This is a genomic window from Plesiomonas sp. ZOR0011 (assembly GCF_000800945.1).
Classification (GTDB): domain Bacteria; phylum Pseudomonadota; class Gammaproteobacteria; order Enterobacterales; family CAMTGL01; genus Plesiomonas; species Plesiomonas shigelloides.
This window is the reverse complement of record NZ_JRKB01000069.1, coordinates 1-14,106: the sequence shown is the minus strand read 5'-3', so window position 1 is coordinate 14,106 and position 14,106 is coordinate 1. Positions and strand designations below refer to the sequence as shown.

Sequence of the window (14,106 nt, the reverse complement as noted above, 5' to 3'; positions counted from 1 at the left end):
GACACCACCGTACCCGGCCTTACCCTGGTGCTTTGATTTTCAGCCATCTGAGACCCATCAGATGGCTTTTGGTCTTAAGGGAACCGCGATTAATGGCAGGAAATAATAAGAAAAACCGTCGAGAAGAGATCCTTCAGGCGCTGGCCCAAATGCTGGAGTCCAGTGAAGGGTCACAACGGATCACCACCGCGCGCCTTGCAGCCACGGTCGGGGTTTCGGAAGCGGCGCTTTACCGGCATTTTCCGAGTAAAGCCCGGATGTTTGAGGGGCTGATCGAGTTTATTGAAGAGAGCCTGATGTCGCGGATCAACCTGATCCTGACAGATGAAAAAGACACCCTGCTGCGCCTGCGCTTAATCGTTCAGCTGCTGCTAGGCTTTGCCGAGAAAAACCCGGGGCTGACCCGTATTTTGACCGGTCACGCCCTCATGTTTGAACAAGACCGGCTGCAAAACCGGATCAATCAACTGTTTGAGCGCATTGAAACTCAGCTACGTCAGGTGATGCGCGAGCGTAAACTGCGCGAGGGCAAAGGCTTTGCTCAAGACGAAGGTCTGCTGGCTAGCCAGTTACTGGCGTTTTGTGAAGGTCTGATGTCACGCTTTGTTCGCTCCGAGTTTCGCTATCTGCCCACGCAAGATTTCGATATTCGCTGGCAACTGCTGACCGCGGAGCTCGGCTAAGTCCACGCTACGTGCCTGCGCGAACCTCTGCACCGGCGGACTCCCGCCGGTCACGTCTCCCTGCGAGATACGTGCACACCTTACAGCCTCCCTGTCTACCGCACCCGACGCTCTACCACTACTGTTGGTGTCTTATCCTCAACTGGCGCGCTATTTTCCCCCACATCCATGCTTAGGCTCTCAATTTTGCGCACAAGGTTTGCCGCACGTTGTATTTGATTACTAATTTTAATAAACGGATACAGGTTTCACGTCGCTATCGCCGCCGCCACACCAAATAATACTCAGATTATTCTTGGGCATCTGTGTCAGCGGTCTGTACATGCTGTTTCTCGCCTGTATGCCATCACTTCGAGGAGCATTTCGTGACTGCATTCGACATGATGTGGGTCGGCTTAGGCGGCGGCCTCGGCGCGTTATTGCGCTACGTGTTTAGCGTGCAAATTAAACGCCGCTACCAGGGGATCTTTCCGCTGGCCACTTTCACCATCAATATTTTTGGTGCCTTTGTGATTGGGTTTCTCAGCGTGTTATTTGGCGTTGATTGGGCGTCGCGTATTGGTACGCCAGTGAATGCCGCCATCATTACCGGTTTTTTGGGCGGTTACACCACCTTCAGCAGTATGCAGTTGGAAGCCTCACACCTGATTCAAAATAACAAAACGCTGCTGGCATTGACCTATTTAACGGCTTCCACCGCACTGGGCATGGCTGCCGCCGCGCTGGGTGCTTGGCTGGCGATGCCATAAGAAGGAAACGCAACCATGATTAATCTGGTGATCCTGATTTTTGTCGGTGGCGCGTTCGGTGCCATGTGCCGCGAATTTTTTATGCTAGGGTTTCCGACCCACGCCGGTGATTTCCCACTGGCGATTTTCCTTGCCAATGTGCTGGCCTCGTTCTTACTCGGTTTGTCCACCGGCAGTCGTCAGCGCCTGCGGATCCACGAACATGTGCACCTGCTGGTCGGAACCGGCATCATGGGCGGGATGTCGACCTTCTCCAGCTTTGTCTATGCCGCGGTGACCTTGGTGCAAAACCCGGCCACTTTTCGCACGGCCCTGTGCTATATCGCTGCCAGTTTGCTGGCCGGATTAGCTGCCGCCGGCATTGGTACCCTACTCGGACAACGGCTCACTCAAGGCGACGAGCAAGAGCCGTAACATCACCGTGATCGACAGTTATGGTGGCGCAAAGCTGGTCTTTGCGCCTTTTTTTGGTCAACACCCAACATGTGAGCATCATGTTCAATCAGTTTCTTCGTACCCTACTGCGCGGTGCTGGACAGGTCTTTTTTGCCGGCAACGCCATCACTGGCGCCTTTTTCTTACTCGCCATTGCCTTTGCGGCGCTGCAAAACGGCACCCCGTATACTCTCCTTGGCGCGATCGTTGGCCTCACGGTATCTACCTTGATGGCTACCCGTTTGCACTTGGACGATAACGACATCGCGCAAGGGTTGCACGGCTTTAACGGTATCTTGGTTGGGATCACGGTGACCACCTTTTTCATCCCGTCACCACTCATGTGGGTGCTGCTGATCTCCGGCGCGATGCTGTGCCCGATTGCCGAATGTGCAATTAAACAATCGGTCACCCGCAGCTGGGGCGTGCCCGGCTCTACCTTGCCGTTTGTGCTGATCAGCTGGATGCTGTTGCTGGCCGGTTATAACCTCTCGGGGGTGCATCTGCATGTGTTATCCGCCGCGGTGCAACATCCCGATGAAAGCCACGTCACTCTGTTGATGCTGTTTCAAGCCAGTATCCGCAACATTGCCCAAGTCTTTTTGCTCAACAATACTGTCAGTGGTGTGCTGATTTTAATTGGCTTGGCGTGGCGCTCATGGGCGATGGCACTAACGACACTGGGCGGGGCGATTTTGGCCACCACCGTGGCGCGCCTATTTGGTGCCGATACCTATTCGATTTTGACCGGCCTGTACGGCTTTTCGCCGGTACTGAGTGCGCTGGCCATTGGCCGCGTCTTTTATCTGCGTTCGCCAGTGCGCTTATGGTTAGCCATCTTCGCCACCTTAGTGACGGTACTGGTGCAAGCGGCGCTCAATCGCCTGTTCACCCCATTAGGGCTGCCCACCTTCACCGCGGCTTATCTGCTGACCTTGGCGATTTTTATGTTGGCGCGCCCCGCCCTGCAACCGCCATCAACCGTGGCGAATACCTCTGACTAATGCATCAAAATAAGGCACTAGCATCAACGGTATTGCGCGAAGGCTTCGCCTAAACCATGGCGTACCCGCCTTCACGCCAGCCGTAACAAAAAAGGCAGCCCATCGGCTGCCTTTTTTATTTTACATATGCGAGTTACACACCATATTCTGCGCGATAAGCCCGCACCGCATCCAGATGGGGGGCTAACTCTGGCTGGCTGGCCACTTGCTCTTCGAGGTAGCTAATCAGATCGTTTAAGGTAATGATGGCGATCACCTGACAGCCATAATCACGCTCCACTTCCTGAATCGCTGACAACTCGCCTTGGCCGCGCTCCATACGGTTGAGGGCGATCATCACCCCAGCCAGCGATGCCTGATTCGCGGCAATGATTTCCATCGACTCACGGATCGCGGTACCGGCGGTGATCACATCATCCACCAGCATGACGCGACCTTGCAGCGCACTACCGACCAGATTGCCGCCTTCGCCGTGGGTTTTGGCCTCTTTGCGGTTAAAGCAATACGGCACATCGCGATCGTAGTGATCGGCCAGCGCCACGGCGGTGGTGGTGGCAATCGGAATACCCTTGTACGCTGGGCCAAACAGCAAATCAAACTCGACGCCTGATTCATTCAGAGCTGCTGCATAAAAGCGCCCCAGCTGCGCTAAATCACGACCGGTGTTAAACAGCCCAGCGTTGAAGAAGTACGGGCTCTTGCGACCGGACTTGAGGGTAAACTCACCAAAACGCAGTACCTGCTTGCGCAGGGCAAATTCAATAAACTCACGCTGATAGGCTTTCATGCTCTTTCCTTGTTACCGGTTACGATGTTGATGTGATGCTCGGCCACAGCCGCCTGTCGGCGCTGCGCCTGAATAATTCATTACAAAAGCAATAGTTCATTTCAAAAACAGCTGTCGCGCTGTTTGCTAGCTCTAACGCGGCACATCGGCAATGATCCCGACTTATCCGGCCGCTATTTATCAGACATAGCAACAGGCGAAAAAAAAGCGGCTATCAAGCCGCTTTTCTTATTATTCGCTGAGCGCCGCTTTCTGCGCGGCGATAATGTCGGCAATGCCGGCCTTGGCCAGCGCCAGCAAGCTGAGCAACTCCTCATGGGAGAATGGCTCGCCCTCGGCGGTGCCTTGTACTTCAATCATGCGGCCATCTTCCATCATCACCACATTCATATCGGTTTCGGCGGCAGAGTCTTCCACGTACTCCAGATCGCACAGCGCTTCGCCATCCACGATGCCCACTGACACCGCAGCCACCATCCCTTTCATTGGATTGGCTTTCAGCGCGCCTTTGGCCACCAGCGCGTTCAACGCATCGGCCAGGGCCACACAAGCGCCGGAGATCGAGGCGGTACGGGTGCCGCCGTCAGCTTGGATCACATCGCAATCCAAAGTGATGGTGTATTCACCGAGCGCGGCCAGGTCTACCGCCGCACGCAACGCGCGCGCAATCAGACGCTGAATTTCCATGGTACGGCCGCTTTGCTTGCCTTTGGCCGCTTCACGCTGGTTACGGGTGTGGGTCGAGCGTGGCAGCATGCCGTACTCGGCAGTAACCCAGCCCTGTCCTTTGCCTTTGAGGAAACGAGGGACGCCTTCTTCCACGGTCGCGGTGCACAGCACTTTCGTTTCACCGAACTCCACCAGCACCGAACCTTCGGCATGTTTGGTGAAATTGCGGGTCAGGGTAATCGGTCGAACCTGCGAAGCCAGTCGGTTTGCCGGGCGCATCGCGTCCTCCTTAATCGGGAATCAGGTATCAGGGGAAATCGTTTGACCGCGCATTATACGGATTTGTGGCGCCGATGCCTAATCCCGCGCGGAGATTGGCACTGACGCCTTAGAGCCACTGGGTTATAATCGCCTGACATTCATTTTGATGACGAGATACACGCGCATGATCCGTAGTATGACAGCCTTCGCTCGCAACGAAGTTAAAGGCGACTGGGGCACCGCCGCCTGGGAGATCCGTTCCGTAAACCAGCGCTATCTGGAAACTTACCTGCGCCTGCCGGAGCAGTTTCGTTCTCTGGAGCCGGTACTGCGTGAGCGTATCCGTCAGCGTTTGACCCGCGGGAAAGTAGAGTGCGCGTTGCGCTTTGATGCCAACCCGGCCGCGCAAAGCACCCTGACCATTAATGAAGAGCTGGCACGTCAGCTGATGGCCGCCGCAAAGTGGGTACAGCAAACCAGCGGGGAAGGCACCATCAATCCTCTGGAAGTGCTGCGCTGGCCGGGCGTTATGGCCGCCGCCGAACAAGATCTGGATGCGATTTCTGCCGCGCTGATGGCTGGCTTTGAACAAGCGATGGATGAGTTCGTAGCCGCCCGTGAACGTGAAGGTAGCGCACTCAAAGCACTGATTGAGCAGCGTCTGGATGGCGTCAGCGCCCAAGTGGCGATCGTGCGTAGTCATATGCCGGATGTGCTGCAGTGGCAGCGTGAGCGTCTGCAAAGCAAGATGGAAGACGCACAAGTGCAGGCCGACAACAACCGTCTGGAGCAAGAGCTGGTACTGCTAGCCCAGCGTCTGGATGTAGCCGAAGAACTCGACCGGCTCGAAGCGCACGTGAAAGAAACCCGCGCGATTTTGAAAAAGAACGAAGCCGTGGGCCGTCGTCTGGACTTCATGATGCAAGAGTTCAACCGCGAAGCGAACACCTTGGGTTCAAAATCCATCAATGCTGAAATCACCGGTTGCAGCGTCGAGCTGAAAGTGCTGATTGAGCAGATGCGTGAGCAAATTCAGAACATCGAGTAAGAAAACATCGCGTAACACCCAATAACGCGCCCACCCGCAAAGCCCCGCCAGACGGGGTTTTTTTGTATCTACCTGTACCATACGGCACCACCGCATTGCATAATCCGCCTGTAGACAAGCGTGTACACATGAAGAATTTGAGACACGGACTTGTGTACACGACACCAGGAGGCGGACATGGGCAAGCTTACGGATGTACAGATCAAAGCATGGATAAGAGCCGGCGAGCGATTCGATGGACGTAGCGACAGCGACGGACTGACGCTGCGCTTTCGCGCATGTGACCGCGTACCGACATGGCACCTTAGATACCGGTTCGCGGGACGGCAGCGCACGGTGCAACTTGGCAGCTACGGGGAGCTGTCACTTGCCAAGGCACGAGAACTGGCGCGCACCCTGTCTGCCCGCGTCGCCCTGGGGCATGACGTGGCCGGCGAGAAGCAGGCACGCAAGCAGGCCGCGCTCGATGCTGTGGACGCCATGACCGTGCTGGAACTCGCCAACGAGTACTACACCCGCCAGATCCTTGGCCGCTGGAAGCACCCCGACATTTTCCGCCGCCGCATCGACAAGGACATTGCGCCCCACCTTGGCAAGCTACGCGTCGAGGACGTGAAGCCGCGACACATCGACGCCATGTTGCAGGCCATCGTTGCACGCGACGCGCCGACCATTGCCAACGACGTACTGCGCTGGACGCGCCGCATGTTTGACTTCGCGATCAAGCGCCACATCATCGAGGTTAATCCGGCGTCCACCTTCGACCTGAACGACGCAGGCGGCAAAGAGGTATCGCGCGAGCGCAGCTTGAGCCGTGACGAGGTGGCGCACCTGTTCGCCGCCATGAAAAAGGCCAAGGGCTTTTCTCGGGAAAACGAACTGGCCATCAAGCTGCTGCTTACGCTTGGCTGCCGAAAGATGGAACTGTGCGCAGCCCGATGGGAAGAATTCGACCTTGGCGAAGATCCTGTATGGCACCTACCCGCCGAGCGCACCAAGACCGGCGCAGGCATCGCGATCCCGCTGCCGCCGTTCGCTGTCGAGTGTCTGCTTGAGCTACGCGCCCTGGCAGGCATAAGCGATTGGGTGCTGCCGGCGCGCAAGATGCAGCACCGCATGCTGCCGCACATCGGCGAATCAACGCTAAACGTCGCACTCGCCAAGGTTCGCCACCAAATGCCGGACGTTGAAGCATTCACGGTGCACGACTTGCGCCGCACGGCTAGAACGCTGCTGGCTTCGCTTGGCGTGCCGCACGACGTGGCCGAGGCGTGCTTGAACCACAAGCTGCAAGGCGTGGCCGGCATCTACGACCGGCACGACCGGTTCGCCGAACGCAAGGACGCACTATTGAGGCTGTCCAACCTGCTGGAGTCTTTGGAACTAGGAGAGCCGACCAACGTTGTCGGCTTTGCACGCAAGACGGGGTGATTTTTTAGGTTCTTCGCGGATTCAGGGGGAGGCGTAAGTTGACAGACAGGGAAGCAGGTAAATTGGCAGTCGCCAAACACACCCTTCACCTGCCCCTGCTGTCACCGTGCATCCTATTGATCTTGCCGCTTTTTGGCCAGGCTACGAAGTCGTAACCTCTCGCTCCGTTGCTGAAAACACCCTGCTGATTGAACTGGAACCCCAAGCCGCGCGGGTCCCTCGATGCGGGCGCTGCCTGCAGCCCAGCCCACTGATCCACGAGCGACGGCTGCGCCAAGTACGTGACCGTGACCTGCTGGATCAGCCAATGCCGCGAAATTAAGCAATTCCGTCAACGGATCAATCACTTGTACGCGCGGTGCGGATGAGGCTTCTTTCGATCCGGCTTGCGTGGCGAGCCACGTCGGCCAAGTCGGCGACGGGTGATCTTCTTAGCGATGCCCTCCAGCAGAAGCTCGCATAGCGCAGCACACTGGTCGGGGTTGGCCAACAAGCTTGGGAGGTGAAGGTGAATCAGATGGCTTGCGTGCGTCAGGTTGGCGCCGAAGGCCAGTGCGTCTGGCTCTCCGCGCTGCGACAGGGCATCCATGGCGGCCAGTGTCGCCAGGTTGTGCAGCAGGATGGCTGCATGGAATTCCTGCTGTATGGCCAGTGGGGTTTCGCCGCCAAACTGTTCCAGCTTCAGGTGGGACTTGAGGTGGCGGAAGGCTTCCTCGATGCGCCAGCGCCGATGGTACAGCGCGGCGAAGTCGGCAGCAGGAAAGGCCGCCTCGTCCAGCAAGTTGGTGGCCAGCACTTCGATCTGACCGCTTGGGAGCAGGACACGGACCAGTCGCAACGAGAAGGCGTTAACCGGAATCTCGCGTCGCTTGAAAGCCTGATGCTGCACCTGGTCTGGGTTGATCGTCATGATCGTGGACGTGTGCTCGCCAACGACGCGTTCGAAGGTAAAGAGGCTACGGCGGGTAAAGTCGACCGCCTTACGGCGATGACGATGAATGAAGTCATCAGAAGAGATGACTTGAGTGATTTTATAGATCGATTTGAAATATAGGGGCCGATTCGGTCATCACGTTTAGTTCTTAAACCATTGAATCAATGTCGTATTTTACCGAAAAATCAGCCGGCCAAGGCTTAATTTCGCGGCATTGCGGGCTCGGGCTCGGGCTCGATGCTAAATTCCCTTGCGTGCCTTCTATCTATCCAGTGGTCTCGTGTATAATTTGTCCCTGTTTTTATCAGAATTCAAGGACAAGCCAGTGCCATATATTCGTGAACATTGGAATTACTTAACAGAGCCGGGTGTTTTCCCTGGGGTAGATTTGTTAAGAGCTATAGCTGTTAGCTTGGTGCTCTTGTATCACTTTAAGTTGCTTCCTGTGGGGTGGGTAGGCGTTGACCTGTTCTTCGTTATAAGCGGCTTTCTGATCGGTGGCATAATCATCGATAAAATGGCAGTCGGAAAGTTTAAGATGGGTGAGTTTTACTGGCGGCGTGCGCTAAGAATACTGCCGGTGTACTACTTTATTATTCTGTTGTGCGCATTGTTTAAAGCGCCAGGCCCGTTTGACTGGGTTGCACTGAAGAGTGTTCTATCAGGCATGCTGTTTCTTCAGACCACTGGTCCGTATTTTTTTCCAGAATTCTTCCAAATAAATCAGGCGTACACGGCTGCAGGTTCTTGGAGTCTTGTAATTGAAGAGATGTTTTATCTTGTTGCGCCGGTCACGCTGCTGGTTTTCATGAGGCTTAGCAAGAACAATTTGAAGATTGTTGCCTCTCTTGTCGGGCTGGTTGTCTTATCTGGAATTTTTACTCGCATTGTAATGACGGCTGACTTTGCTCCGAATGACGGTGACTGGCATTTTGCGAGCTTCATACAGTTCCATTCGAGATATGACGAGTTGGCTGCTGGTGTTTTAGCGGCTTGCGTTGTTCGGCTAGTGAGCGGCTTACGCTCACAGTGGGTCTTCTGGCTGGCTGCAGGTCTGCTGCTTTTTGCAGGTTTTCTGATGTACATGATCCAGCATCCAGAGTATCTGGCGAAGCCTTGGACATTTGCTCGTGAGACCATCTGGCTGCCTACCCTTCTCGCAGCTTTCAGCACAGCCTTACTTTTGGGTATTTACTGGTGGCCTGTGCGATCTTTGCCGATCATTTTCCTTGCCCGTATTTCATATCCGCTTTATCTGGTGCACCTGCTCTTGCTGGAGTTAACTAACCCATACGGTAATGTCGGTATTCTTCTTTGGTTGACGGAAACTATCACATTTTATGGGCGGCTCTTTGTGCTGATCCTGCTCACTATTTTCATATCCTATCTGGTTTCTCTGATAGTGGAGTATCCGTTTGTACGGATGTACAAGGTGCGGAAAGAAAGTACCACCGAATTAGATGCGTCTTTTTCGCCTGCCAGATGAAGTGACTGTAGCGCTCATAGAGTGCTATTGAGTTGAAACTAAGCCCGCCGAGTGCGGGCTTTTTTGTGCCCGGAGGGGCCCATGCATATTACCGAGCAGCAGTTGCTGCAGATCCTCCCGAACGCCCGCGCCAAAGCGGGCGTTTTTGTTTCTCATCTCAATCAGGCCATGGCGGAGTTCCAGATCAACACGCCGCGCCGGGTGTCTGCCTTCCTCGCACAGATCGGCACGCTCGACAAACGCCGTCTGGAGACAGAGGTCGGCGCCTTTGAGCCGGGAGACGTGCGCCGTCTGGTGATGGATGAGTTTGCCCTGCACAAAGGCCATCGTTACGCCACGGTGGACGCCGAACGAACGCGGGTGCTGTGGGTGGGGCATGGCAACAGTCGTGAGGCCATCCGTCCGTTCTTTGAATTGCTCGGTGAGCGCTGCCTGCACATCGAAGCGGTCGCCATGGACATGAACACCGCGTTCGACCGGGAAGTGAAGCAGCACTGCCCTCAAACCGAAGTGGTGTACGACCTGTTTCATGTGGTGGCGCGCTACGGGCGTGAGGTGATCGATCGCATCCGCGTCGATCAGGCCAATCGCCTGCGGGACGACAAACCGGCTCGCAAGCTAGTCAAGCGCAGTCGCTGGTTGCTGCTACGCAACCCTGAGAATCTCAAGGACGGCCAAGCTGTGCAGTTGCAGGAGCTACTCGCCGCCAACCAGCCCTTGGCCACGGTTTATGTGCTCAAGGACGCACTGAAGGAAGTCTGGTACGCCCCGAGCGTGTGGGAGGGCTGGCAGCGCTGGCGAGCTTGGCAGCGACAAGCTCGGGATAGTGGTTTGGCACCGTTACAGCGCTTCGCCAAAAACCTCAGACGCTATATCCGCGGCATTCTCGCCAGTGCCCGTTTCCCGATGCATACCAGCTTGCTGGAGGGCGTGAACAACCGTATCAAGGTGATCAAGCGTATGGCCTATGGCTTCCGGGACTCTGACTACTTCTTCCTGAAAGTCGAGGCAGCCTTCCCCGGGAAAGCGCGATGAACCTTTTTTTAGGCTTGTATTTAGAACACAACACTTTAGGCGGCACCCCGACCGGTTTTTTTCACCGAATGGGAGGGCGCACGAAAAAAAATGCGCACACCAACAAAGCAAATTGCATGCGCCATTCCGTGCCATTTGTTTTCCAACAAAAGCCCTTCGCCTGTTCATGGGGGGGCACAGTTTGGTCACAGGCCGTCGGGCGGGGAAAAGCGTGCGTGTCAATGATGCGTGCGCGGGGCACAGTCCGTACAATCTCGTTTGCCGGTGATACATACAGGCACAAAAAAGGCCGCCCAGTTGGGCAGCCATTTCATAGCGCAATACTCTGCTTGCAACAGAGGACGGCGCAGTAACCAGCCAAAGGCCAGCAACACATTCCTTGGGAAGGGAATACCCGACAGGCGTCGAGTTACGGGATGTTACAACTAGTTAGGTGCAGTTGCATAGCCCCGTTTCGCGCCGTCTGCCGCCGTTCGCTGCCGCCTTGGTTCACCAGTGAGAACCACAGATTGAAATCGACAGACCCAAAGTTCATCCGCCCCGCCCAAGTGGCTGGACACTACAACGTGTCGCGTATGACCATTTACCGGTGGCTTGCCACTGATCCCGAGTTCCCGAAGCCGCGCAAGTTTGGCGCCGCGACGCTGTTCAGCATCGCCGAGCTTGAAGTCTGGGAAGCATCCCGCCCTCAATTCGCCGCAACTTGAGGACACCAACCATGTGTATGCGATTCGCTTCGCAGGGTTCGGCGTGTCTGCGCGCCGCGCTGGATCTGCTGGCTGGCCTCGTTGTGGCCAGCAACTTGGGCGCCGGCCTTGTGCTGGCCGCCATGCTGTTTTTGGAATGGGGGGGCGAGTGAGGGATTACCTAGAAATTTGCCGCGATAGGGCTGAACAAGAAAAAACGCGCTGGCAGGTCGGACAACCTGAGCAGCGCGCATATCAATCAATCGCGCTTGAATTTTAGCACGGTGGCAAGCCATGCCGCAGGCAATTGGCTGTCGATCCTGATGCAATCCGGCATCGCTGCCGACTACCTGACCCGCAAGCACGGCGCATGCCCTGGCTGCGGTGGCAGGGATCGCTTCCGCTTCGACGACAAGGACGGACGCGGCACGTTCGTCTGTGGCGGTGGCGGTGATCCGCTGGCCGGCGACGGCTTCGCGCTGCTGGCGCACGTCCACGGCTGGCACCCATCCGAGGCGCTGCGCTTTGCCGCTGGCGTGCTTGGTCTGCAATCCGGCGTAGAAGCGCCAGCAAGGCGCGTACAGCCGCCCAAAGCCGTGCAGGCACCCGTCGACCATTCCGAGGCCGTGCGTCGCGTCTGGCACGCAGCAAAGCCGCTTGCAGGCGATTGCGCTGGATCGCGTTACCTTGCTGGCCGAGGGTTGGCGCTGACCAATTACCCACTGACGTTGCGCACGCACTCTGCCCTGCCGTACCGCCATCATGGCGAGGTGATCCACACCAGCGCCGCGCTGGTCGGCATTGCGCAGGACGTGCACGGCACCGCTGCCGGCCTCCAGCGCATTTGGCTGGATGGCAACGGCGGCAAAGCCATCATCGAGCACGACGGCGAGCAACTAGCCTGCAAGAAGATGCTGAGCCGCCACGACGGTGCAATGGCTGGCGCTGCTGTCCGTCTGGGCGAACCGACCGAAGGCCGCCTGCTGGTGTGCGAAGGCATCGAAACCGGCTTGGCCTGCCGCGGGCTGTGGCCGGCGTGGCCGGTATGGTGCGCGCTGTCCACGTCTGGCATGAAGGCGTTGCTGTTGCCCGAGAGCGTGCGCGAAGTAGTGATCGCCGCCGACCACGACGCCAACCAAGCTGGCGAACTGGCTGCCAAGGCGCTGGCCGACCGGCTGACCGCTGCCGGCGTCGTGGCGAAGATCGCGCTACCGCCGATGGTGGGCGACTGGCTGGATGTGCTGAACGGGAAGGGGGCTAGCCATGAAGCCGCTTGAGCCTATTGACCTGAACGCCCTGCCGGTACATGAGCTGGACGACAGCAATATCGCGCTGCCAACGCTGCGCACCGCAGGCTTGCAGGGCTGGATTGGTGAGCTAGCACGCCATGCCGCTGACGGCACCGAAGTACACCCCGCCGCCGCCGCGCTGAACGCCCTTGGCTACGCCGCCGCTTGCCTATGCGCTGGCGTGTACTTGATGATCGGCGACGACCGTCACCGGCCAATCCTGAACCTTGTGCACGTCGGGCGCACTGCACTGGGCGGCAAGGGCATGTCTGCCGGCCTGGTGTACCGCGTGCATGAGGCGCTATCCTGCGGCACCCCACACTTGCCGCGCCTCGTTGCAGTGGCGACCTGTCGAGCGGCGAGGGCTTGGCATTCCAGATGCGCGATCCGGAGGGCGATGATCCAGGTGTGGAGGACAAACGGCTATGGGCAGCCAGTGGCGAAATGGCCGCGATGCTGTCGGCCTTCGAGCGCAACGGCAACACGCTGAGTTCGGACATCCGCAACGCTTGGGACGGGCGCACGCTTGGCAAGCTGACCAAGGCCAACCGAGTAACGGCCAGCCACCCAAGCGTGTGCATCGTCACCGCGATTACGCCGACCGAGCTTGCCGCCAAGGTGCGCAGGGTTGATGCCGAGAACGGCACCATGAACCGCTTTTTGTTCGTATGGGCGGAGCGCCGAGGCATCGAACCGTTCCCGATGCCGACAGATCCCGCCATCGTCGAGCAACTGGCGGAAAGGCTGGCAAGGGCTGTGCATGTCGTGCACCGGCAGCACCCCGTCGAGTGCAGCCTGTCGAGCGAGGCGCGCGAGATGTACGCCGCTTTCTACGCAAAGTGGAGGCGTACGGCCAAGCTACTACCGGCACTGGTGGCGAGCCTGACCGAGCGTGTCCCGCCCTACGTCCAGCGCATCGCGATGATCTTTGCGCTACTGGACTGCCGCACGACCATCAACGCCGATGATCTTCGCGCAGGCGTTGCCTGGGCTGACTACGCGGTGGACAGCTTGCGCTACATCATCAACGACCGCGCCGGCGCCGAACAGGCCGAGCGCACGGCGCAGATTGGCGAGCAGATCATGGTGCTATTTGCTGGCGACGCTACGGAGCTGACCAAATCGGAAATTACCAAGGCAATCAGAAAGGCACCTGCTGCCGCACTGGATGATGCGCTTGCCGAGTTGATCCGCGATGGGCGGATTGAAATGCGCGAAGAGCCACGCACTGGCGCCAACGCGAACCGCACCAAGAAGGTTTATCGCCGAAACGACGCGGGGAAGTCTGGAATGTCGGGAAGTTCCTTGCCTAGTAAGGCTTCCAGAGCTTCCGAAAGTTCGGGAATGTCGGAAATGTCACTACCAGACGCCCACGACATTGCGAACGACTTTCCTGACTTTTCCCACATTGCGGAACCTCGCAAACCCTCGCCAAATAAGGAACTTCCCGACATTCCCGACATTCCGGCGTCTGTTCTCGATGGCGGCGAAATAGACAACGTGGAGTTCTTCTGATGGGCGCCGCGCTGGACTTCTTGCAGGAGGCCGGCGTGGTTCTCACGCTGGCTGCCCCTGACCGGCTGGCCGCATCTGGTCGCTTGACCGATGA

The 14,106-nt window shown here is 57.5% G+C and carries 14 protein-coding genes and 1 pseudogene; 12 read left to right on the top strand and 3 right to left on the bottom strand.

Features of this window, described 5'->3' with window-relative positions:
• Nucleotides 1–92 precede the first annotated feature (92 nt).
• The 4 genes from slmA to L975_RS12465 all read left to right on the top strand — a co-directional run bounded on the left by slmA (nucleotide 93) and on the right by L975_RS12465 (nucleotide 2,871).
• A complete protein-coding gene (gene slmA / locus L975_RS12480) occupies nucleotides 93–683 on the top strand; it encodes a nucleoid occlusion factor SlmA (protein WP_010864922.1) in 591 nt (196 codons plus the stop codon).
• A gap of 365 nt (nucleotides 684–1,048) precedes the next feature.
• Complete coding sequence (crcB, locus tag L975_RS12475) at nucleotides 1,049–1,432, top strand: fluoride efflux transporter CrcB (RefSeq protein WP_039046088.1); 384 nt, start codon at nucleotides 1,049–1,051, stop codon at nucleotides 1,430–1,432.
• A 15-nt stretch (nucleotides 1,433–1,447) separates the two neighbouring features.
• Entirely contained in the window at nucleotides 1,448–1,846 is a 399-nt protein-coding gene (locus L975_RS12470; RefSeq protein WP_010864924.1) for a CrcB family protein, read from the top strand.
• A gap of 80 nt (nucleotides 1,847–1,926) precedes the next feature.
• On the top strand, nucleotides 1,927–2,871 hold the full coding sequence (locus L975_RS12465) for an urea transporter (protein WP_039046119.1): 945 nt from the start codon (nucleotides 1,927–1,929) through the stop codon (nucleotides 2,869–2,871).
• A gap of 133 nt (nucleotides 2,872–3,004) precedes the next feature.
• Here the strand turns inward: L975_RS12465 and pyrE are convergent, their stop codons facing one another.
• Together pyrE and rph are read right to left on the bottom strand one after the other, a co-directional pair.
• Nucleotides 3,005–3,658, bottom strand: a complete 654-nt coding sequence (gene pyrE / locus L975_RS12460) for an orotate phosphoribosyltransferase (RefSeq protein WP_047708917.1) — start codon at nucleotides 3,656–3,658, stop codon at nucleotides 3,005–3,007.
• A 231-nt stretch (nucleotides 3,659–3,889) separates the two neighbouring features.
• Nucleotides 3,890–4,606, bottom strand: a complete 717-nt coding sequence (gene rph, locus L975_RS12455; protein ID WP_047708915.1) for a ribonuclease PH — start codon at nucleotides 4,604–4,606, stop codon at nucleotides 3,890–3,892.
• A 166-nt stretch (nucleotides 4,607–4,772) separates the two neighbouring features.
• On the opposite strand from rph, the gene L975_RS12450 reads away from it, so the two are divergent.
• Nucleotides 4,773–5,636 carry a YicC/YloC family endoribonuclease gene (locus L975_RS12450; RefSeq protein ID WP_010864928.1) on the top strand — a complete coding sequence of 288 codons (864 nt, stop codon included), beginning with the start codon at nucleotides 4,773–4,775 and terminating at the stop codon, nucleotides 5,634–5,636.
• A 177-nt stretch (nucleotides 5,637–5,813) separates the two neighbouring features.
• Nucleotides 5,814–7,067 (top strand): site-specific integrase, encoded by a 1,254-nt coding sequence (locus L975_RS12445; protein ID WP_047708914.1) that lies wholly within the window; start codon nucleotides 5,814–5,816, stop codon nucleotides 7,065–7,067.
• A gap of 343 nt (nucleotides 7,068–7,410) precedes the next feature.
• Here the strand turns inward: L975_RS12445 and L975_RS12435 are convergent, their stop codons facing one another.
• Complete coding sequence (locus L975_RS12435) at nucleotides 7,411–7,977, bottom strand: transposase (protein WP_052181457.1); 567 nt, start codon at nucleotides 7,975–7,977, stop codon at nucleotides 7,411–7,413.
• 349 nt (nucleotides 7,978–8,326) lie between these two features.
• Between L975_RS12435 and L975_RS12430 the strand changes: the two genes are divergently transcribed.
• From L975_RS12430 to L975_RS12410, 6 genes and pseudogenes are all read left to right on the top strand, one after another.
• Nucleotides 8,327–9,487 (top strand): acyltransferase, encoded by a 1,161-nt coding sequence (locus L975_RS12430; protein WP_047708910.1) that lies wholly within the window; start codon nucleotides 8,327–8,329, stop codon nucleotides 9,485–9,487.
• Nucleotides 9,488–9,709: 222 nt separating this feature from the next.
• Nucleotides 9,710–10,522, top strand: a pseudogene (locus tag L975_RS12425) (ISL3 family transposase); the annotation flags it as partial.
• 416 nt (nucleotides 10,523–10,938) lie between these two features.
• A complete protein-coding gene (locus L975_RS18650; RefSeq protein ID WP_081995687.1) occupies nucleotides 10,939–11,229 on the top strand; it encodes an AlpA family transcriptional regulator in 291 nt (96 codons plus the stop codon).
• A gap of 11 nt (nucleotides 11,230–11,240) precedes the next feature.
• Nucleotides 11,241–11,381, top strand: coding sequence for a hypothetical protein (locus tag L975_RS18205; protein WP_156121213.1), 141 nt, complete (start codon nucleotides 11,241–11,243; stop codon nucleotides 11,379–11,381).
• Between the two features lie 111 nt (nucleotides 11,382–11,492).
• On the top strand, nucleotides 11,493–12,485 hold the full coding sequence (locus L975_RS12420) for a toprim domain-containing protein (protein ID WP_047708944.1): 993 nt from the start codon (nucleotides 11,493–11,495) through the stop codon (nucleotides 12,483–12,485).
• 390 nt (nucleotides 12,486–12,875) lie between these two features.
• Entirely contained in the window at nucleotides 12,876–14,012 is a 1,137-nt protein-coding gene (locus L975_RS12410; RefSeq protein ID WP_081995686.1) for a DUF3987 domain-containing protein, read from the top strand.
• Nucleotides 14,013–14,106 lie beyond the last annotated feature (94 nt).

Excerpts from the sequence above, each read along its gene's own strand:
- L975_RS12470 (WP_010864924.1), top strand. The coding sequence starts at position 1,448 with ATGATTAATCTGGTGATCCTGATTTTTGTCGGTGGCGCGTTCGGTGCC.
- L975_RS12445 (WP_047708914.1), top strand. The coding sequence starts at position 5,814 with ATGGGCAAGCTTACGGATGTACAGATCAAAGCATGGATAAGAGCCGGC.
- rph (WP_047708915.1), bottom strand. The coding sequence starts at position 4,606 with ATGCGCCCGGCAAACCGACTGGCTTCGCAGGTTCGACCGATTACCCTG.
- slmA (WP_010864922.1), top strand. The coding sequence starts at position 93 with ATGGCAGGAAATAATAAGAAAAACCGTCGAGAAGAGATCCTTCAGGCG.
- L975_RS18205 (WP_156121213.1), top strand. The coding sequence starts at position 11,241 with ATGTGTATGCGATTCGCTTCGCAGGGTTCGGCGTGTCTGCGCGCCGCG.
- L975_RS12450 (WP_010864928.1), top strand. The coding sequence starts at position 4,773 with ATGATCCGTAGTATGACAGCCTTCGCTCGCAACGAAGTTAAAGGCGAC.
- L975_RS12410 (WP_081995686.1), top strand. The coding sequence starts at position 12,876 with ATGCGCGATCCGGAGGGCGATGATCCAGGTGTGGAGGACAAACGGCTA.
- pyrE (WP_047708917.1), bottom strand. The coding sequence starts at position 3,658 with ATGAAAGCCTATCAGCGTGAGTTTATTGAATTTGCCCTGCGCAAGCAG.
- L975_RS12435 (WP_052181457.1), bottom strand. The coding sequence starts at position 7,977 with ATGACGATCAACCCAGACCAGGTGCAGCATCAGGCTTTCAAGCGACGC.
- L975_RS18650 (WP_081995687.1), top strand. The coding sequence starts at position 10,939 with ATGTTACAACTAGTTAGGTGCAGTTGCATAGCCCCGTTTCGCGCCGTC.
- L975_RS12465 (WP_039046119.1), top strand. The coding sequence starts at position 1,927 with ATGTTCAATCAGTTTCTTCGTACCCTACTGCGCGGTGCTGGACAGGTC.